The organism is Myroides sp. DF42-4-2, from assembly GCF_030326445.1.
In the GTDB taxonomy this organism is placed as follows: Bacteria; Bacteroidota; Bacteroidia; order Flavobacteriales; family Flavobacteriaceae; genus Flavobacterium.
The window spans coordinates 1-18,345 of sequence record NZ_JACAKI010000025.1 but is presented as its reverse complement, the minus strand read 5'-3'; the positions used below and the strand labels follow the sequence as shown (position 1 = coordinate 18,345).

At 36.3% G+C, this 18,345-nt stretch carries 22 protein-coding genes; 15 read left to right on the top strand and 7 right to left on the bottom strand.

Features of this window, described 5'->3' with window-relative positions; all coding sequences use genetic code 11:
• Positions 1-500: 500 nt before the first annotated feature.
• Together HX062_RS14475 and HX062_RS14470 are read left to right on the top strand one after the other, a co-directional pair.
• Entirely contained in the window at positions 501-665 is a 165-nt protein-coding gene (locus tag HX062_RS14475) for a lmo0937 family membrane protein (RefSeq protein WP_286467895.1), read from the top strand.
• Positions 666-748: 83 nt separating this feature from the next.
• Positions 749-943 carry a CsbD family protein gene (locus HX062_RS14470; protein WP_286467894.1) on the top strand — a complete coding sequence of 65 codons (195 nt, stop codon included), beginning with the start codon at positions 749-751 and terminating at the stop codon, positions 941-943.
• A 356-nt stretch (positions 944-1,299) separates the two neighbouring features.
• Here HX062_RS14470 and HX062_RS14465 read toward each other — a convergent pair whose 3' ends face one another.
• Positions 1,300-1,806 carry a hypothetical protein gene (locus HX062_RS14465; RefSeq protein ID WP_286467893.1) on the bottom strand — a complete coding sequence of 169 codons (507 nt, stop codon included), beginning with the start codon at positions 1,804-1,806 and terminating at the stop codon, positions 1,300-1,302.
• Positions 1,807-2,048: 242 nt separating this feature from the next.
• Between HX062_RS14465 and HX062_RS14460 the strand changes: the two genes are divergently transcribed.
• Together HX062_RS14460 and rlmF are read left to right on the top strand one after the other, a co-directional pair.
• Positions 2,049-2,636 (top strand): HPP family protein, encoded by a 588-nt coding sequence (locus tag HX062_RS14460; protein ID WP_286467892.1) that lies wholly within the window; start codon positions 2,049-2,051, stop codon positions 2,634-2,636.
• Positions 2,637-2,832: 196 nt separating this feature from the next.
• A complete protein-coding gene (gene rlmF, locus HX062_RS14455) occupies positions 2,833-3,741 on the top strand; it encodes a 23S rRNA (adenine(1618)-N(6))-methyltransferase RlmF (RefSeq protein WP_286467891.1) in 909 nt (302 codons plus the stop codon).
• 118 nt (positions 3,742-3,859) lie between these two features.
• On the opposite strand, the gene HX062_RS14450 is transcribed toward rlmF, so the two are convergent.
• Positions 3,860-4,357, bottom strand: coding sequence for a DUF2480 family protein (locus tag HX062_RS14450; protein ID WP_286467890.1), 498 nt, complete (start codon positions 4,355-4,357; stop codon positions 3,860-3,862).
• Between the two features lie 51 nt (positions 4,358-4,408).
• A complete protein-coding gene (locus HX062_RS14445; protein ID WP_286467888.1) occupies positions 4,409-5,032 on the bottom strand; it encodes a superoxide dismutase in 624 nt (207 codons plus the stop codon).
• A gap of 197 nt (positions 5,033-5,229) precedes the next feature.
• Here HX062_RS14445 and HX062_RS14440 point away from each other — a divergent pair, with 197 nt between their 5' ends.
• The 6 genes from HX062_RS14440 (at position 5,230) to HX062_RS14415 (ending at position 9,377) form a co-directional block, all read left to right on the top strand.
• Positions 5,230-5,856 carry a helix-turn-helix transcriptional regulator gene (locus HX062_RS14440; RefSeq protein ID WP_286467887.1) on the top strand — a complete coding sequence of 209 codons (627 nt, stop codon included), beginning with the start codon at positions 5,230-5,232 and terminating at the stop codon, positions 5,854-5,856.
• A gap of 182 nt (positions 5,857-6,038) precedes the next feature.
• A complete protein-coding gene (locus tag HX062_RS14435; RefSeq protein ID WP_286467886.1) occupies positions 6,039-6,368 on the top strand; it encodes an ArsR/SmtB family transcription factor in 330 nt (109 codons plus the stop codon).
• A 61-nt stretch (positions 6,369-6,429) separates the two neighbouring features.
• The gene (locus HX062_RS14430) at positions 6,430-6,882 is read left to right on the top strand and encodes a DUF6428 family protein (RefSeq protein ID WP_286467885.1); all 453 of its coding nucleotides are present in this window, start codon (positions 6,430-6,432) and stop codon (positions 6,880-6,882) included.
• 17 nt (positions 6,883-6,899) lie between these two features.
• A complete protein-coding gene (locus HX062_RS14425; protein ID WP_286467884.1) occupies positions 6,900-7,514 on the top strand; it encodes an arsenate-mycothiol transferase ArsC in 615 nt (204 codons plus the stop codon).
• A 3-nt stretch (positions 7,515-7,517) separates the two neighbouring features.
• Complete coding sequence (gene arsB, locus HX062_RS14420; protein ID WP_286467883.1) at positions 7,518-8,552, top strand: ACR3 family arsenite efflux transporter; 1,035 nt, start codon at positions 7,518-7,520, stop codon at positions 8,550-8,552.
• A gap of 12 nt (positions 8,553-8,564) precedes the next feature.
• A complete protein-coding gene (locus tag HX062_RS14415; RefSeq protein WP_286467882.1) occupies positions 8,565-9,377 on the top strand; it encodes an NAD(P)-binding domain-containing protein in 813 nt (270 codons plus the stop codon).
• 460 nt (positions 9,378-9,837) lie between these two features.
• Here the strand turns inward: HX062_RS14415 and HX062_RS14410 are convergent, their stop codons facing one another.
• The 4 genes from HX062_RS14410 to HX062_RS14395 all read right to left on the bottom strand — a co-directional run bounded on the left by HX062_RS14410 (position 9,838) and on the right by HX062_RS14395 (position 14,530).
• Positions 9,838-12,177, bottom strand: a complete 2,340-nt coding sequence (locus tag HX062_RS14410; protein ID WP_286467880.1) for a TonB-dependent receptor — start codon at positions 12,175-12,177, stop codon at positions 9,838-9,840.
• Positions 12,178-13,072: 895 nt separating this feature from the next.
• On the bottom strand, positions 13,073-13,999 hold the full coding sequence (locus tag HX062_RS14405) for a HipA domain-containing protein (protein WP_286467879.1): 927 nt from the start codon (positions 13,997-13,999) through the stop codon (positions 13,073-13,075).
• Positions 13,992-14,327, bottom strand: a complete 336-nt coding sequence (locus HX062_RS14400) for a HipA N-terminal domain-containing protein (protein WP_286467878.1) — start codon at positions 14,325-14,327, stop codon at positions 13,992-13,994. Before HX062_RS14400 ends, HX062_RS14405 begins: the two co-directional genes overlap by 8 nt.
• On the bottom strand, positions 14,327-14,530 hold the full coding sequence (locus HX062_RS14395; protein WP_286467877.1) for a helix-turn-helix transcriptional regulator: 204 nt from the start codon (positions 14,528-14,530) through the stop codon (positions 14,327-14,329). Before HX062_RS14395 ends, HX062_RS14400 begins: the two co-directional genes overlap by 1 nt.
• Positions 14,531-15,157: 627 nt before the next feature.
• On the opposite strand from HX062_RS14395, the gene tnpA reads away from it, so the two are divergent.
• From tnpA to HX062_RS14375, 5 genes are all read left to right on the top strand, one after another.
• The gene (gene tnpA, locus HX062_RS16255; protein ID WP_430530046.1) at positions 15,158-15,298 is read left to right on the top strand and encodes an IS66 family insertion sequence element accessory protein TnpA; all 141 of its coding nucleotides are present in this window, start codon (positions 15,158-15,160) and stop codon (positions 15,296-15,298) included.
• Between the two features lie 51 nt (positions 15,299-15,349).
• Positions 15,350-16,012, top strand: a complete 663-nt coding sequence (locus HX062_RS14390) for a hypothetical protein (protein WP_286467876.1) — start codon at positions 15,350-15,352, stop codon at positions 16,010-16,012.
• A 120-nt stretch (positions 16,013-16,132) separates the two neighbouring features.
• A complete protein-coding gene (locus tag HX062_RS14385; RefSeq protein WP_286467875.1) occupies positions 16,133-17,191 on the top strand; it encodes a hypothetical protein in 1,059 nt (352 codons plus the stop codon).
• Positions 17,184-17,525: a hypothetical protein gene (locus HX062_RS14380; RefSeq protein WP_286467874.1), complete on the top strand. Its 342-nt coding sequence runs from the start codon at positions 17,184-17,186 to the stop codon at positions 17,523-17,525. The genes HX062_RS14385 and HX062_RS14380 overlap by 8 nt, the downstream gene beginning before the upstream one ends.
• Positions 17,526-17,604: 79 nt before the next feature.
• On the top strand, positions 17,605-18,300 hold the full coding sequence (locus HX062_RS14375; protein ID WP_286467873.1) for a hypothetical protein: 696 nt from the start codon (positions 17,605-17,607) through the stop codon (positions 18,298-18,300).
• Positions 18,301-18,345 lie beyond the last annotated feature (45 nt).

The window sequence follows — 18,345 nt, the reverse complement described above, 5'->3', positions numbered from 1 at the left end:
TTTGTCGATTGTTTAGTGATGCTCCTACCCAATAGTTATAGTTTAACACTAAAATTACTTTTATGTAGTGATTTTTGTGTTATACGGAATAAAGTGTGGATATAATTCGCTTTTTGCGAATTATGTCCACACTTTGTTTCTACAATATGCAGTTTTATGTAGTTTTGAATGCATCGATAAACTTTTTTGCAAACTTTTGCTAATCTAAGGGTAGGCCTTAGTTTACACTGCTTTTTATGTTGTTTTTTTAGTTATTTTTTGAATAATAGGACCCTTTTAGTATGCTTTTTGTCTTATTTTAAGTGTAAAAGCAAGGTTATTACTTAACAAATATCAACGTACTGTATCGCGATGCATTACTAATAGTTAACAACAAATACAAGCGTAATAACTACTTTAAAAAACTGACGAGTCATACACTTGTTGGTTTCCAAATACAGTTGTTCTTCCGCTATTGGGATGACTAAAGAGATGAAGTATAACTATTAAAATCAAAACAGATGAGAGATATTTTTTGGATTCTTGTAATTCTTCTGCTATTAGGTTGGGGAGTTGGTTTTTTTGCCTTTGGACAAGTAGTAGGAGAGCTCATACATATTTTGTTAGTCGTGGCGTTGATTATGCTCGTCATTCGTCTTGTTCAAGGAACAAAGCGCAACGTATAACACGATAGTAAAGGGATTCTCCCCTATAGTTAAGAATTACACAAATAAGATAAAAACAAGTATAAACATTAAATTATAAGCCTATGAATAAGTTAGAACTAGAAGGAAAATGGAAAAGAATTAAAGGAGCTGTCAAACAAAAATACGGTTCGTGGTTTGACGATGAGAAGGTTTTCGCAGAGGGGAAATTTGATGAGGTAGTAGGGAAGATGCAGGAGAAAAGCGGAAAGACAAAAGCGGAAATTGAGGATTTTATTCGAAATTGGAAAGAAGAATAGGAGATTCTGTTTTAATTCAATATACTAAACTTGGAAGAGAAGTGCGCAACAGTTAACCACTGCCAAGGGCTTCTCTTTTACTTAAACAGAACCAGGGATGTTCGCCTGTTTTCGAATGGGCGACTGACTGGTTTTAAAAAATGTAAGACTTTGAGAAAGAAAAATGAAACCCTGTGTATGTGTATGCAGGGTTTTGTTTTTTGGGTTAGCTGACCTAAAGGGGTAAACTAGCAAAACTTAGAAAAGGAGTTGAATATCTTAACTTATTCGGTTGGACAGGCCACAGGAATAGGCAGTTTCTGACTTGTTGATAGGCCTTAGGTAGAGTCAACTAGTGCATTTGGAAAGTTGCCGTACTAGATTTTTGTCTCGATATACTTTAATGCAATAGCAAGTGCGAAAGCAATAACGAGATATAGCCATTGAGGCTTTTTCTGTGTCGATGTAAACAGGGCCCGCACGATGACTTGTACTTTTTTATAGTCGTAGGCTAAGAGGATCAGTGCTATTAGTTGATAGATAATAGCTGATTTTATGGCCATAATATCATAAAAGTAATCTTGAAGGATAATATTCAGTAGTAGTATAGACAGCAAAAGCAAACCAAAGAGACGCGTTCTGTTAAAGAAAAGGGCTAGACCGCCAATTACTTCAAAAAGCCCAATGATTATAGGGTATCCCATTGAATAGCTGTAAAAGGTCCACATTACTTTGTGTCCTTCGGAAACTTGTCCATTTGTTGAGGTTCCAAAGTCTTGGAATTGAATGGGTTTGGCAAGGCCATAGACAATCATAGAGAAGGCTAAGAGTAACAGCAGTGCCCAATATACAATTTCGCTAAATTTTTCTTTGTTTGTTTGCATGACAAGGAGTAAGGTGTGCTTATTTATTTTACAAAAAACGAAGTTATAAATATAGAGAAAATAGGCATTTGATTGGTGTGGATTAGGGCTAATTGCGCATTTTTTTAGCCTAGCTGGAGGGAGGCCTAGAAAAGGCCGCAGGAGACAAATCAAAAAGGCGGGATTCTTGCAAGGTTTCACATTTATTTTAGTCTTTTACTTTTTAGATGTGATATATTTGCCTCCATTAAAAACGCAAACAAATGTCAATCAAAAAAAATAAAGTATACCGCAGAACCCGTTATTTGTTATACAAAGAAACGCTGGTAGATTTTAAAGAACATTTTTGGGCGTTTATCGGTTCCTTTGTTGGTTTGGGTACGATTTGTTACTTGCACTTTGAAGCCTTTTCACAATATGATCTTACCTTGTTAATTGGTTCTTTTGGTGCGAGTTGTGTATTGATTTACGGTGCAATAGGAAGCCCTTTGGCTCAACCGAAGAACTTGTTTCTCGGTCATCTAATTTCAGCTGTTATTGGGGTAACGATCTTCAAATTGCTAGGCGACTACATATGGATTGCGGCGCCTTTGGCTGTATCTTTATCCATCATTGGTATGCAAATGGCTAAGGCACTTCATCCACCAGGAGGAGCAACGGCTCTGATTGCTGTAACTGGAGGAAGTAGCATTACCCAATTGGGCTATGCCTATGTATTTTCTCCTGTACTCACTGGAGTTACCGTTTTGTTTATTGCCGCTTTGATTTTTAATAATATCCCCCATAAACGTCAATATCCCGTAAAATCGTTTATTCGCATCCACAAGTTGCGCAAGAAGAGGATTCGTTAGGTTGCCTTAACTACAGCGGAAATTATCTCGACCATCCCCAGTAAAATAAGTTCAAATCCAAATGCTCCATGACCTATTGTTCTGCAGTGCTTTTGGGTAAAGAAACTAAAATAAGTATGACGCCTGCCAAACTATGCCTTGGGGTAAGTCGAAATAATCACTTAAATAGACTAATTTTGCAACAAAGATTGAGATAATGAGAGACGCTAAGCCAAAACAAAAGAAGTTACACCCGCGCAATAAGCATCAAGAGCGATATGATTTTGACCAGCTAAAAGCTGTTGTACCTGAATTAGAAGCTTTTATTCACAAAAATCCTTCGGGTGTAGATACGATTGATTTTGCCATTCCAGAAGCCGTTGTATTACTCAACAAGGCAATTTTGATGAAGGATTACAAGATGACGTATTGGGAAATGCCTAAAACCAATTTATGTCCGCCTATTCCTGGACGAGCTGATTATATTCACTATGTTGCGGATTTGCTTGCCGAAGGCAATAGTGGTAAAATACCAACGGGAGCAGGAGTAAAAGTATTGGACTTAGGTATTGGTGCCAATGTGATATATCCCATTATTGGAGTAGCAGAATACGGTTGGGATTTTGTGGGATCAGAAGTAGATGTGGTTTCTCTGCAAACGGCTCAGCATATTGTTAGCAATAACCCTCACCTTAAAAACAAAGTTAGCTTGCGTCAACAACCGAGTAAGCGAAATATTCTGAAAAATATAATGAGCGACAAAGCGTACTTTGATTTGGTGATTTGCAATCCCCCTTTCTTTTCTTCCCGAGCCGAAGTGTTGGCTAAAACCACACAAAAGCTGCGAAATTTAGGGAAAGAAGTTGTAGGGAAACCCGTACAAAACTTCAGCGGGCAGAACAATGAATTGTGGTGTGAAGGAGGTGAAAAGGCGTTTATTACCAACTATATCTATGAGAGTAAACACTTTAAGCGCAATGCCGTTTGGTATACCACGCTTGTTTCCAACAAGGATAATTTAAAGCCCTTGCAAGCCTTACTCAAGCGTTCTGAAGCAGCAGAAGTACGCATTATTACCATGGAACAAGGCAATAAAGTAAGTCGCATCTTAGCTTGGCGTTATTAAATAATAGCCCTATGTTTTAATTAGGTCTACCGCGTATGGAATAAAAAAAATAAGATACAATAAGCAAGAGGGTTCTAGCAATGCTAGAACCCTCTTGCTGTATTACCCTATAACATTGTTATTTAAAAATCACTTTGGGCATGCCAATTTCTCCGTATAAGAGCGACTTGACTACTGGTTTTAGCACTTTGGAAGCCTCAATATAAAGAGAGTCTGGAATGTCGGGATTGGCTCGAACCACTACTTTTTGATCCTTGAAAGGAGTGAGGTCTGCTTGTTGTACTTGAGATTCCCACAATTCGAGTGTGAGGGCTTCCACCGTTGAGTATTTAAAGTGAGCCGCTTGATCATATAGCTTATCCGCCAGGACCATGTATACCCATTGTGGAATAATCGCGTCAACAGAGCAATACACCGCAACAGCCTTTTGGTAAAATGCAGTGAAATCTAGTTGAGCAAGCGCAATTCTGAATTCTTTCTCCTTGATAATCATCTCCATGTAGAGCAATTGTTTTATATCTAAACCAACTACTTCGACAGTGGGTTTATACGCTAGTAAATCGAAGGCTATAATACCCGAAGCGGTTACTTTGTTGTGTATCGTTTCTACTGACATATTTTTAGCATTTTAAAAAGCCTTGTTGACAGCAACAAGGCTTTGAGGTTATTATAGTTTTGAAAGTGCTTGCTCATAGTTTTTTTCAACTACAGCCCAGTCCAATACGGACCAGAAAGCATCGAGGTAATCGGCTCTTCTATTTTGGTATTGTAAGTAGTACGCATGTTCCCATACATCTACTCCTAAAATAGGATAGCCTTGTTGAGTTGGGTTGATATCCATCAAAGGATTGTCTTGGTTTGGTGTCCCTGAAACAGCCAGAGATCCGTCTGTCTTAACATAAAGCCAAGACCAACCTGATCCAAATTGTCCCATTCCAGCTTTCGTAATTTCTGCTTTCAAAGCATCCATACTACCAAAAGTCTCGGTGATTTTCGTAGCTAATGCACCTTCTGCTGCTGGTTTTGGCGTCGGTGAAAGTAGACTCCAAAACAAGCTGTGATTGAAATGTCCTCCGCCGTTGTTGCGTACAGCAGCTGAATGTGTACTGATCTCTGCTAAAATGTCTTCGATTGCTTTTGTTTCACTCCCAGTACCCACTAAAGCGTTGTTGAGGTTGGTAACATAGGCTTGGTGGTGCTTGCTGTGGTGAATCATCATCGTTTCTTTGTCGAAGTGAGGCTCTAAGGCGTCATACGTATAAGGAAGGGTTGGTAAATTAAATGTACTCATGGTTTTTAGGTATTAAATTATAATCTGGAAACAAAAGTACGGGTAATTTTTAATAAACCAAGTTTTTACTTGTTTTATTCAGATAAACTCACCACTATACCTTTAGCCTAGATTCACTTTATACGAGGTGAATAGTGTAGTTTGATAAAAAAATAGATACCTTTGTTTGAATAATAAAACAATATTTTGTTTGGTTAATGAAAAAGAGCGCCACAGATCAACTATTGATGCAATTAAAAATGCGAGGTACTGCAAGTGCAGCGGAACTTGCTGATGAATTGGGAATTACAAAAGAAGGCGCGCGCTTGCACGTACAGAAGCTTCTAAAGGAAAACTTGGTAGAAGTAGAATTTAAAAGCGAAGGAGTGGGAAGACCTGTTGCATATTATTCCCTCACAAGTGGTGGGCGCTCCAAATTTCCAGATACGCACGCTCAAGTCACGGTGGAGATGATTGAATCTATCCGTAGACTCTTTGGTGAAAATGCCCTTGATTTGTTGATTACAGATCGAGAAAAGAAAGTCTATGGGCACTATGAGGAAGTGATTGGCACGACTACTTCCATAGAGGAACTGCTAGATCGCTTAACGAATGTACGCACCCAAGAGGGATATATGGCAGAGTGGAAGAAAGAAGCTGATGGCAGTTATTATCTAATTGAAAATCATTGTCCCATATGCGCTGCCGCTACAGTATGCCAAGGATTCTGTCGCAGTGAACTCAAAAACTTCAAACAGCTCATCGGGGAGGACTACCAAACCGAACGCATTGATTACATCCTCGATGGTGCACAGCGCTGTACGTATAAGATTACGAGAAAATGACAGAATTAACGGTTTTTACTCATACGTTTACTAGACTTTGAAGCCCAATATAGAATTTTATACTGCTGTTACCTATACTCTTACTTCCTATTATTCGAGTGATAACTGAGAAAAAATGATAAAACACTTTGTCCATTTAACTATATATCGTAATATTGCGATATGATATAAAGTAAAAGGCTATGGGCGTAACAAAATCAGAATTATTTAGCGATAAAAAGAATAGGTTAGCACTTATGTTTAAGGTTTTAGGGCATCCAGCTAGACTTGCCATTCTCCAGTATATTATCAATCAAGAGGCCTGTATTTGCAATGATTTGGTAGAAGAGTTGGGGTTAGCTCAAGCCACGATCTCACAGCATCTAAAAGAGCTTAAGAATAGTGGGCTTATCAAAGGAACCATTGAAGGTAAGTCGGTTTGCTATTGTATTGACGAGGTAGTATGGAATGAATTTTTTGAGGAATTTAAAGTGTTTTTCGCTCAAAAAATCCAGTCAGAAGGTTGTTGTTAATATTTTTTATTCCCTATCATCGTAATATTACGTTTATAATAAAACCAAATAGAAGTATAGTATGAAATTATCAGAAGTAAAAGCAGTTTTAGGAAATTTAGATCGAATAGATTTTCAATTTGAAGATGGAACGTTTGTCGCAGAACACTACCATGTAACAGAAGTAGGTCAAGTGGTAAAAAAATACATTGACTGTGGAGGAACAATAAGAGAAGAGGTTAAAGTTAGCTTCCAATTGTGGAATGCAGATGATTATGAACATCGTTTAAAGGCAGGGAAGTTACTTAACATCATTAAATTATCTGAGACCAAGTTGGGGATTGTAGATGCCGAGATTGAAGTAGAGGTTCAGGGGAAAGAGACAATAGGAAAGTATTTCTTGGCATTTAATGGAACTCACTTTCTATTAAAGAACACATTGACTGCTTGTTTAGCTGAAGATGCTTGTGGAATTACACCAAGTAATCAGGTAGCTCCAACTAGTTGTTGTGATCCTAGCTCTGGCTGTTGTTAATCATAAAGTGACAGAAGATGTATACAACATTATCAACTACAATTAGCACTAGGCTTGAGTCACAAGGGATAAGTGATAGTAGAAAAAAAGTATTGGCTCCCTTAGTAGCTTATATTCAATCTAAGGTTGATTCAAAATCTCCAATTCGAATCAATTTTATATGTACACATAATTCAAGAAGAAGTCATTTAGCCCAAATTTGGATGCAAGTAGCAGCAAGTTATTATGCAATTCCCAACGTTACTTGTTTTTCAGGAGGAACTGAACAAACAGCGATGTATCCAATGGTTGTTACAGTTCTGAAAGAACAAGGACTTGCAGTGTTTAAAATTGCAGCAGGAGAAAATCCTATTTATGCGATAAAGTATGATGATAATGAAGTTCCTATTATTGGTTTTTCTAAGAAGTACGATGCTACTTTTAATCCAAGTAGTGATTTTGCAGCTGTTTTGACTTGTTCACAGGCTGATGGAGGTTGTCCTTTTATAGCAGGTGCTGAGCGAAGAATTCCGATGACATTTGAAGATCCTAAGGAATTTGATGGAACAGTAAACCAAAAAGAAGGATATTATAATCGGAGTCTTGAAATTGCAAGTGAAATGTTTTACATCTTATCCCAAATTAAAAAGTAAGTGATGCAAGTAAGAATGAAATTTTTAGATCGATACCTAACCCTATGGATATTTTTAGCTATGGGGATAGGTGTCCTCTTAGGAAATCTATTTCCAAGTGTTTCTAATGTGATGGATAAACTGTCTATTGGAACGACTAATATTCCGTTGGCTATAGGGCTCATCATCATGATGTACCCTCCATTAGCTAAGGTGGATTATAATCTATTGCCTCTAGCGTTTAAGGATAAAAAGGTACTGAGCTTATCGCTGTTTTTGAACTGGATTGTAGGTCCAGTTTTAATGTTTGTCTTAGCCCTTATTTTCATGCGGGACGAACCAGATTATATGGTTGGTTTGATTCTTATTGGTTTAGCAAGATGTATTGCCATGGTAATTGTGTGGAATGATTTAGCAAAGGGAAATAGAGAGTATGCAGCCTTGCTGATTGCATTAAATAGTGTGTTCCAAGTACTGTTTTATAGCTTCTTTGTTTGGCTTTTTATCAATGTAATACCTGCCTATTTTGGGTTTGCTGAATATGCTATTTCTATTAAGATGAGCGATGTAATACAAAGTGTGCTGATCTATTTAGGTATTCCATTTTTAGCGGGATTTTTGAGCCATACGTACCTAATTAAAAGAAAAGGCGAAGATTGGTTTAAGCGCAAGTTTATTCCTTTTATTTCACCCTTTACTCTATATGCTTTGCTTTTTACCATTGTGCTGATGTTTAGCTTAAAAGGAGAGCAAATTGTTCAATTACCTATGCAAGTGGTGAAGGTTGCTATTCCCCTTGTTATTTACTTTGTATTGATGTTCTTTGTTAGTTTCTTCTTAAACAAATCCATGCAGGTAGATTATGACAAAAATGCGGCTATTTCTTTTACTGCTGCAGGTAATAATTTTGAATTAGCGATTGCTGTTGCAATTGCTGTATTTGGGATACATTCGCCTCAAGCCTTTGTAGGAGTTATCGGTCCTTTAGTTGAGGTGCCTGTACTGATTCTCCTTGTGCGCGTGAGTTTATGGATGAAGAAGAAGTATTATGCCAAGTAAAATATAACCGTTATGAGAAGTGTTGTAAATGAAAATAAAGTTGATCAAAATGAGTATGATTTAATTATTATTGGTGGTGGTCAAAGTGCTTTGGCTTGTGGGTTCTATTTAAGAAGAACACAAATAAAGTACTTGATTTTAGATCAGCAAGCTCAACCTGGAGGAGCTTGGATTCACGGGTGGGATTCCTTGTCTTTGTTTTCTCCTGCTGAGTTTAGCTCTTTACCAGGCTTTATGTTTCCTAAATCAGAAAACTATTACCCTGTTCGAGACGAGGTTATCTCTTACATGGTTGATTATCAGTCTAAATATGTACTCCCTATACAAAGATCTGTTCAGGTTACAGCAGTTTTAAAACAGGAGGGAGGATTTACTTTAAAAACTTCGATTGGCGATTTTAAAGCAAGAGCAGTAATATCCGCTACAGGAACATGGGCGAGTCCTTTTGTTCCTGTCATTTCAGGTTTAGATCAGTTTAAAAACAAACAATTACATTCTGCTTATTATAAAAATGCTTTAGATTTTATAAACAAGAAGGTATTGGTCATTGGTGGAGGTAATTCTGGAGCTCAAATTTTAGCGGAAGTTTCAAAGTATACGGCAGTTGCATGGTCAACAATAGGAGCACCAGCTTTTTTGCCTGATGATGTGGATGGAAGGGTACTTTTCGATGAAGCAACGCAACAATATAATGAGCAAAAGGCGGGCAACGATCAGGTACAAGCAAAATATAATGTAAGCAATATTGTTATGGTTCCCCCTGTTGTAGATGCTAGAGGTAGAGGTGTTTTACATAGCAAAGGAGAGATTGAGCGCTTTACTTAAACAGGTGTTGTCTGGAAAAGTGGAGAAGAAGAAAACGTTGATGTTGTTATTTGGTGTACAGGATTTAAACCAGCATTACAGCATTTAGAACCTCTGGGAATTGTTCAGGCAGATGGCAGCGTAAACACCAATAATAGCAACAAAGTTGAAGGAATTAATGGTTTGTGGCTTGTAGGGTATGGTGATTGGACAGGTTTTGCATCTGCTACATTAATTGGAGTAGGGAGGTCTGCTAGGAGTACAGTGGAAGAAGTTGCAGCGTTTTTAGAAGTTGAATAAGATGTAGTACTTTACTTTATAAATACTAAAATAATAGTGCAACTTAGTTGCCTTAGATAGAATTAAATCATGACAAACAAAAACCGCAACAATGAAGTTGCGGTTTTTATATTCTAATTCGTTACTAAGAGATGTAAAACTATCGTTTTAACAGGGTATGCATAAAAGAATTGCTTCATGTTTAAAAATTGTATTGTACACTCAAACTGGTTTGTATGCCATTAGCTCTGATGTAATTGTTATCCAAAGCGCGATATTGACTCACAACGGGATAATAAGTAGTATTGAAGAGGTTTTCGATACCAATACTAGCCTTCCAAGTTTTGTTGATTGTATAGGAAGTGGCTAAGTTAAATAGGTTGATCGCTTTGACGACGCCTTCACTGTTTTTGTATTTTCCTTTTTCATCTGCATCAAATCGATTTCGATTCCCGGAATACAACCAATACAGTTGAATGTTCCATTTATCAGTTGGAGTATAGGACACAAATCCTGTTGCTTTAGGAGGAGAAATACGTCCACCATTAAGATAGACTTCACTTCCGTCTTCAAATTTTGCCTTTCCTTCTACATAGGCATAAGAACCACCAAGGGTCCATTGTGGAGACAAAACTGCTTCTGCTGTAATTTCAAAACCGTGTACGCGTTCAGGTTCTCTTTGTGCAACTAAGTATCCATTGAAATCAACCAAATTAGCGCCTAATTTTGATGTGCTGATGTAATAAGCACCTGTAAAATTGAATATAGACCATCTGCTTGAAAAACCTATTTCATAATTATTGGTAATAATTGGTTTTGTCTCCAACTGATCTAATGTATTTTCAGTTGCTCGTCTTAACATACGTCCCAATTCGTTAATAGCAAATCCTTGTGAAAAGCTCACAAAGGGATTAAATACTTCGTATTTGTTATAGCGAAGTCCGACATTGAATAGGGTTGTTTTATATGGAATACGACCTCCTTGCACAAAAATACTTCCTTCATTGTTCGGTCCTGAAGCGATCGTATTAAAATCTTTCACCTCTACCTTGGCATTTTCATATCTGATTCCTCCTTTAAAAATTAGATGGTCTAGCACATCTATTTTTAGCTGAGCATAAGGAGCTATATTCACCATATGCATAGGGGGAATATAGACCCTTCCATCTGTTAAATCTTGATTTGTTTTATCGCTTAATACATCAATTCCATAGGTGATTTCACTTGGTCTGTTGACTAAAATAAAAGGAGTGTTGAGGTTTAGCCTAATTCCTTTTTTAGCTGCGTTCGTTCTTGATTGTCCAGGACCATACCAGGCAGATCCCTTTTCTTGATAGCGATTCATGGAGCGAAATGAATTTATATAGACGGACACATCGACTTGGGTGTCAAGAAACAAATCGCGCTGTGTAAAGCCCAACATAAAATTGTGATTATACGGTGTTCCTCCAGGTTGTCCAGGATCAACACCAGCAATACCTATCGTTGGTTCACTTCCATATTTTCCTACTTTACTGATGTATCTAGCATGTTGGGTGCTAGCATATCCATTGTAAAAAGCGCGAATAGAGGAATTGTCATTGATATCGTAGGTTATTTGAGCGAATACATTTTTTTGATAGGTATTGGATAATCCATCAGTTTGACCGAGAATTACCCCTTCACCATCGCGTTGAACCCCTGTATAATCCAACGAAGCTCCTACAATATAATTCCACTTTTTATACTTGCCCCCCAGAGATTGGGAGATTTTGTACCCTAGGGTACCACTACTGTGTGCAGGATTAAACGAAGTTCCTAAAACAGTAGTCCCTCCAATTACCTGATTGCCTTGTTTTTTCTTGGTAATATAGTTAATTATTCCCCCTGTAGAGCCATTGCCATAGATAGCTGTAGCCCCTTTGATCACCTCCACTCTTTCAAGGGCAAAAGGGGCGATGGATCGAATATCTCTTGATCCATTCATAAGGGGAGTAGATTGAGGAATTCCATCAATTAAAACAAGTAGGGGTCTGCCTCTCAATGTTTGTCCAGTAGAAGCTAGTTTATTGGTAGCACTTCCCAAGCCAGGAACAAGATTGCTTAAAATCATTGCGATATTGGTCGTTACACTCATCTGATTTTCCATTTCCTTTTGGTTGATGATTACGACAGAGGAAGGAATCGTTGCAATATTTTCGGCCCGTCGTCCGGCAGTGATCACAATTTCATCTAAGGCGTATTTATCGCGCTGTAATTGTATGGGTAGTACAGCTTTTAACGCTGATTTTAAAACTGTTGTCAGCTGTTCTTCGTAGCCGTCTGCCACAACCAAAACTGTAGCATCTCCATAAGGCGTCCAGTCGATTGTTAACTCGCCATTTACATCGGTTAACCCTTTGTTGTCTCCATTAATTGAAATTGTAGCTTGTTGAACGGCTTGTAAATCTTGATTGCTAACTTTAATAGTAAGTTGTTGGGCATACACAGCCATTGTTGAAAAAGTAAAAAAAAGCCCGATATAAAAAGCTCTTATTAATTTGTCTTCTTTTGTTATTACCATAGAATGTTTGTTATTTAGAATGAATCTATATTAGTGTGGCCTAATGTAAAATAATTTAGAATAATTCTAATTAATAAGTGTAAATTTTTTATGCTGAATGAATTTTTTGGCAGAAAGGGGGAAGATTAAGTCGTTAACCTAACGGCTAAAAACAGCAAAGAGACAACAACAATAAACGCGTAAACAAATTAAAAGAAAGTAGCATATGAAGTAATCAAAGGAATTGCGATATTTACTTTAAGTTAACGAAAAGATAAATGCAAAAAAGGAAGTGAAGGTGTTGTTGAACAAACAACAAAACACAAAGCAACGGATATTGATAGCGCCTAGTTCATAACCCAACACAATGGAATGTATAGAGGAAGGCACGGATTTTAAATCCGCGCCATTGGGTAGGGTTTTTCTTTTAGTCTTGTTCGAGTCATGTTCGAGTCAGCTTCGGTAAATGGGCGGTAAACCCCCGTAAATACGCAGGTTTACCGAAGAAGACCCGAACAAAAGTAAAACCAAACCAAATAAACAACTGAATAACAGTTGTTTGTGTTGTTTTTTGATGGAGAAACAAGGCCTTTTGTGCTTTTGTTTTACAAATAGTGGAAAAACAGGGAAGGGTGGATTTCATTTTAATTTCAACGGATGTAGGTTTGTATCCTATTCATGTAGCTTGTGCATAGCAAATAACGATTGTAAAAAAATAGGAAACAGTAAACAAAAAAACCAAGGGTACTAGTATACACACCTTGGTTTTAGTTTAATATGATTTGGAGTAAGGACATATGCAATAAATTAAATCCTAGTATTCATAGGGATTTACACCGATTTTGAGTGTTTTTGCACCACACTTTTTTCAAAGTAATTCAAAGGAAAATCAACTGTTTTTTTTAGTATTCGCTTTTTATAGTTCAATTTGTTTCATTTTATTCTGAAGGATCATCGTATAGTTTTCTTTGTACTCATTCGTTAAAAAGCTTCGATCTATTAAATCATATACCTTATTCGTTTGTTTCGAAAAGTCTTTATAGATGTTATTTTTTACAATTTCTGTAATACCTAAACTAACAGCCAATTGATCAAAATCTGCACGTTTAATCTTTCTTTTGCGACCTCCTAAGGTTAACGCTAAATCTTCTTTATCTTCAGGGAAGATTAGATTCACATTTAAAAGATCATATGCTGGTGAAAACAAAATACCTCTATCTGTATGCATCAACGAAAAATTCTTTAAGTGCATGTCGTTGTTACCTGTTAGGAAGCTAAATAAGACAAGTCTAAAGTATTTAATTACATCTAACCCTGAATTGGTAGCATAATGTCTAATAATCTTTCCTACGCGTTCGTATGAGCTTTTGTATTTTTGTTCCGTTAGCAATTCTGATAACTGACATAAATCTTCTACATGAATTTTCTTGCCTTTCACCCGATCAAAACGCTTGGTAATATAAGCCAGGTCTCCTGTTGACGTTCGAATCAAAGCATGGGCTGCAGTATCGATTTTAAATAGCTTGGCCAAATGCATGGTCAAGTCTTCGACTTCAGGCATAAAAGCAAAATTAGGAGACTGGGGCTTGAGGATATAATCTCCCCATAAACCAACTAAAGTCAATCGTTTATGACCGTTTTCACTGTTTAAACTTAAAGATATTTTAGGTTGTACCCCTGTTAATGCCAATCGTTCATTGACTGTAATTTGGGCTAATTGATCTAATTTTTCTTTGTCTAGTTCTAATATCGGAACTTGGGTAGTACCAAAGAATTTCTTTGAACAAGCAGGATGATAGTCGCCTGTTTCGACAGGCTGATAACAAAATAAACAGTTATTCATGATTTGCCGCCTCCATCGGATAAACTGAGACCGCTCCAATCGTGTCTCTACATAAGTTGATTAATAATTCAAAACGATCACGAGGATTGAGCTTCCAATGTTTTTCTCCAATATCCAATAACCAGCCTTCGGGAATTAGTCCATCAAAAAAAGGGAAGAGTACATTGCTTTGGTACGTTTCTTCAGCTAGAGGTAAGGTTAAGCTAATTGGCTTAGAAAAAGGTGTTTTTAGGTAATCTTGATGATAGTAAAACGAATATCCATCATCTCCTTCAAGTAGATAACCAGCTAGTTGATCTTGAAAGTATATTTTCGCTTGTCGTGCCATTACTCTCTTGTTTTATCAATTACACCAACCTCTTTACCAAACAAGGCTAACACATCGTTTACTTTATCTAAGCGAAGTGTTTTCTTCCCTTGTTCTAAATCGCGTACAAAACGCAAGCCTACACCAGCATGTAGTGCTAAATCTTCTTGTGTGAGTTTTAATTCTTTTCGCTTTTGCTTTACAAATCCTTGTATTGAATCCATATCTATACCTTTTCAGGTATAAATATACGTAAAAATACAATACAATACCCCTTCGGGTATAGTTTGTGTTTAAATTAATATTTTATACCCGATAGGTGGTATTTTATGAATAAAATAGAATGTATTTTTCTTTCAAATGGTCTATTTAGATACAAATCCTATTCATTTTTCAAGAATTGTCCATGATTATTCTAGTGACAATAAAGGTTTTAGTAGTTAGAAAGGCTTATTAGAAGAGCGATTGACCTAAAAAAAATCAAATTTATATGCTGTAAATAAGCCTATTTGACGCCTAATACAACCTCTAACTACTTTTTTTATAATACCTTACTATTCATTGAAATTTTTGATTGATAATAAGCTATACACAAGCAAAAGGGGAACTCCTTATTACCGAATAGGAGTATATTTGTGTCAATTCATCATCTATCGGTTCAGGTACAGATGCCTCAAATAGAATTAACCCACCTGAATGGTAAGGAGGAGAACACCCTCATCATTAACAAAGAGGTCACCTCATTGCAAAGAACCATAGCGGTTCAAGAACTGATAAAAGAGATCTAGCTACAATCACAGACGGAACAAATCATCCAGGAATGACCAAATTTGAAAGTAAAATAAGAAATCATGTACTCTCATGTAGAGGGTTGGAAAGCAAGCGGATTAACACAATCAAAATACTGTGACAGTGTAGGGATTAAGCTGGTGACGTTTAGTTATTGGGTGATACGCCTATCTCTCTTTTTGTTTTTATCCAATAAAAAGTAAAACTTTAATGAATATTAAAGATAATATGTATAGAAAAAATAAAGAAGATATATGGCAAAAGTTTTAAAAGAAAGTACAGCGGATTTAAGGGTGCTTTTGAATTCAACGAAGGCACCTGAAAGAAGAAAAGCTGCTAAATTGATAGGAGAGTTTAGAGTAGTTGACCTTGGTGATTCATTATATCAAGCATATCTGAAAGAAAGTAAGAATTCAAAAGCTTGGGAATCCCAGTGTATCATGATAAAAGCAATAGGTAAAATTAAGTATAAAAACGTTTTACCTCATTTAGAGCGTATTTTAGAAGAAAATCAGGTAGATGATATGATTACGCATGAAGTAGCTTTAGCATATGTGAGAATGAATAGAAAATCTATTAAAGATATTTCTCCAATATTGAAATTATTAAAAGAAGGTAATTTATCTGTTCTTTCAGTAGCTTTAGCAGTATTGGCGTTTGACGATATTATTCCTGAAAAAGAAGATATATATACGCTTATTGATGCTGTTAATTTAAAACAAACGCTTATAAAAGAACAGCATGAGGTTGGAAGTTTTGATCCAAGGGAGTATTTGTTATCTGCAATGTCTAAATGGGATAAAAAAGATCCTAAAATTAGTAGTTTTATAGAAGAATGTTCTAAAGATGAGTATTTAGGAAAAAGACATGATTTAATTGAAAAAGTTAAAAAAGGTAAGAAAGTATATGCGGAGTAAGCGTTGAATCCTTTCTTTGTATAGTAAGGCTGCGTATCAAACGAGGTTTACTGTTTTTTGCTTACTTTTATAAAAAAGAAAAACAAAGGACGAGTTCACTTGTCTTTTTTACTTGCTGTTATGAAACAAGAAGAAGAAATATCCCTCTGTATCCAATTAATCAATTGGATGCAAGACTATACCTTGTCCAATGACGTGGTCATATCGCGTATTGATACCCAAGACTTTCTGGCTAAAGCGCTTATTCTCGATCAACAAAGAAAGGGAAAAACGTTAGGGAAATCCTTACAACAGCTCGTTAGACAAGCACTTGAAGTGCTTGAGCAGGCGGATCCAACACTTGAGGTACACAACCAACGGTATCCGTATTCCTTTCTCGATGTGGTCTATCGCTTGTTGCAAGCCTGTGAAAATGAGAACGTATCTACCCAGTCTTTACAAGGCTATATAGAAGCAGCAACAGATGAAATTTTGCAGAGTCGATTGGTCAATTTTACCATTGAAAAACTAGTGTTAGAGGACAATATTGAAACAAGCCTAGCTCTAATTCCTAAAATAAAGGATAAGGCGTATCACTACCGCAGTTATCGATTACTCGCACACTATTATGCTGGTCGTGGAGAAAAAGCAAATTTTCTTCAGATCTTAAAAAAATGTGATGCCCGAAAAGATATCGATGAATTAGAGGAAATCAAGACCATTTTTATCGAAACCTATGCTGCTCAACACCCTTTAGAGGAGGTAATGGCATTAGTTCAAAACAAACCCTTTGGACCTGCGTATTATGTCGCCGCTTTCTTGCCTTTAGTGAAAAAGGAATCGTTTAATACTATTCAAACACTATTGAATGCTCTAGCGTTTGAAGCTCCTAATTTGTACGTGCAGGAAATAATTCTGACCAATGCTTTTCGCTATAACAAAGCCAATCAAACACCTGAGAACTTTGCCCACTTACAACAACTGTTGGATGCAATTCCAGCTAGGGTGAGATGGGCTCCGTCAGACTTTAGTTTAAAAGATAATTTGTGGTCCTTTATAGCTGATGCGTTACTAGCCAATCAACAGTTTGATTTTACTGCTGAATTACTGTATTGCAGCAAGAAAATTAGTGCTAAAATAATCAAAGATAGTCTCAAACGACAACTTAAAACTTACCGTAAAGAAGAAGAAAATGATTGAGTTTTTTCCTTGTATTTTAGTAGAGCACTCCACGAGTTTCTCCATCATTCGCACCAATTTTCACTACTTTGATTCCTTTTTGGTAAAAAAGGTGGCGGTGGATATTGCGTTGAGCAATGGGCAAGAAAATAGGCAAAAAGAACATCAGTTGACTCGCGACATTACCTTTGATAGTGAAGTGGGTATGTCTAGTGTGTCAGCGTCTAATCAGGCTGTCCTGTTGAAATTGAGACTGCATTTGCGCGAGATAACTGGGGGAGAAGAACAACATAAGAGTTGTGATAGTTTAATGCCTAGACCTGTATACCGCCAATTCATCCAAGCGATGATTTAGTATGTATAACCCAGAGGGTAAAACAAGAGTATTGACCAAGGATAGGTCTAAATAGACATGTACATTTAATAGTATAATAATGAAGCAGAGACTTTTTTTTTCAAAGATAAACCAAGAGAATGTTTTAACCTTAGAGGATAAATTAATTAACACATCAAGTATTTGTATAATTAATAAAGATTATGATGTTAAATGCTTGAGGATGCTAAATGAACTTCTTGTCAAGTATTCCGAAATATTAGTACTGTATGAAATCGAAACAAAAAAACTTTTGGAAGAAGGCGATTTAAGTGCATTACAATATCTAAGTAATGTCCAAAATTTATGTATTGCAGTTAATATGGGGATAATTAGTACTCTTGATCAACTTGGAAATATTAAGCATTTAGAAAGTTTAGAACTAATGAATAGGTTTAAAAAGGGTATTTCATTAGAAGTGTTGAATAAATTTACAACGTTAAAATACTTTAGAATTGAGAGCGGGATCACTAATAAGCAACACCAATTTTTAAATATACAAAATAGTTTAGAAATAGTAAGAGTATCTTCATTAGACTTAAGTAAATTATCTATTAATCCTTTTATGAAAATATTACTTATTTCAAAAGAATTAAAAAGTGGAGAGTTATTAAATGCAGTTTTTCCTAATTTAAGGACTTTAATGTTAGAAAGATGTAATAAACTTAATCTTGAAGATACTATTTCAAGTTTAGATTTGAAAGCTATTCGATTGGGACATATTTCTGTAGGCTTCCCTATTTTAGGACACCTCTAAATTCGACAAATAATTCTTATTATGTTCAGATTTGATGAAGAATTT

Bases quoted from the DNA above. Each gene is read 5' to 3' on its own strand.
- HX062_RS14375 (WP_286467873.1), top strand. From the start codon at position 17,605: ATGAAGCAGAGACTTTTTTTTTCAAAGATAAACCAAGAGAATGTTTTA.
- HX062_RS14405 (WP_286467879.1), bottom strand. From the start codon at position 13,999: ATGAATAACTGTTTATTTTGTTATCAGCCTGTCGAAACAGGCGACTAT.
- HX062_RS14450 (WP_286467890.1), bottom strand. From the start codon at position 4,357: ATGTCAGTAGAAACGATACACAACAAAGTAACCGCTTCGGGTATTATA.
- HX062_RS14460 (WP_286467892.1), top strand. From the start codon at position 2,049: ATGTCAATCAAAAAAAATAAAGTATACCGCAGAACCCGTTATTTGTTA.
- HX062_RS14465 (WP_286467893.1), bottom strand. From the start codon at position 1,806: ATGCAAACAAACAAAGAAAAATTTAGCGAAATTGTATATTGGGCACTG.
- HX062_RS14400 (WP_286467878.1), bottom strand. From the start codon at position 14,327: ATGGCACGACAAGCGAAAATATACTTTCAAGATCAACTAGCTGGTTAT.
- arsB (WP_286467883.1), top strand. From the start codon at position 7,518: ATGCAAGTAAGAATGAAATTTTTAGATCGATACCTAACCCTATGGATA.
- HX062_RS14475 (WP_286467895.1), top strand. From the start codon at position 501: ATGAGAGATATTTTTTGGATTCTTGTAATTCTTCTGCTATTAGGTTGG.
- rlmF (WP_286467891.1), top strand. From the start codon at position 2,833: ATGAGAGACGCTAAGCCAAAACAAAAGAAGTTACACCCGCGCAATAAG.
- HX062_RS14380 (WP_286467874.1), top strand. From the start codon at position 17,184: ATGATTGAGTTTTTTCCTTGTATTTTAGTAGAGCACTCCACGAGTTTC.
- HX062_RS14425 (WP_286467884.1), top strand. From the start codon at position 6,900: ATGTATACAACATTATCAACTACAATTAGCACTAGGCTTGAGTCACAA.
- HX062_RS14415 (WP_286467882.1), top strand. From the start codon at position 8,565: ATGAGAAGTGTTGTAAATGAAAATAAAGTTGATCAAAATGAGTATGAT.
- HX062_RS14470 (WP_286467894.1), top strand. From the start codon at position 749: ATGAATAAGTTAGAACTAGAAGGAAAATGGAAAAGAATTAAAGGAGCT.
- HX062_RS14430 (WP_286467885.1), top strand. From the start codon at position 6,430: ATGAAATTATCAGAAGTAAAAGCAGTTTTAGGAAATTTAGATCGAATA.
- HX062_RS14385 (WP_286467875.1), top strand. From the start codon at position 16,133: ATGAAACAAGAAGAAGAAATATCCCTCTGTATCCAATTAATCAATTGG.
- HX062_RS14410 (WP_286467880.1), bottom strand. From the start codon at position 12,177: ATGGTAATAACAAAAGAAGACAAATTAATAAGAGCTTTTTATATCGGG.
- HX062_RS14395 (WP_286467877.1), bottom strand. From the start codon at position 14,530: ATGGATTCAATACAAGGATTTGTAAAGCAAAAGCGAAAAGAATTAAAA.
- HX062_RS14440 (WP_286467887.1), top strand. From the start codon at position 5,230: ATGAAAAAGAGCGCCACAGATCAACTATTGATGCAATTAAAAATGCGA.
- HX062_RS14390 (WP_286467876.1), top strand. From the start codon at position 15,350: ATGGCAAAAGTTTTAAAAGAAAGTACAGCGGATTTAAGGGTGCTTTTG.
- HX062_RS14435 (WP_286467886.1), top strand. From the start codon at position 6,039: ATGGGCGTAACAAAATCAGAATTATTTAGCGATAAAAAGAATAGGTTA.
- tnpA (WP_430530046.1), top strand. From the start codon at position 15,158: ATGTACTCTCATGTAGAGGGTTGGAAAGCAAGCGGATTAACACAATCA.
- HX062_RS14445 (WP_286467888.1), bottom strand. From the start codon at position 5,032: ATGAGTACATTTAATTTACCAACCCTTCCTTATACGTATGACGCCTTA.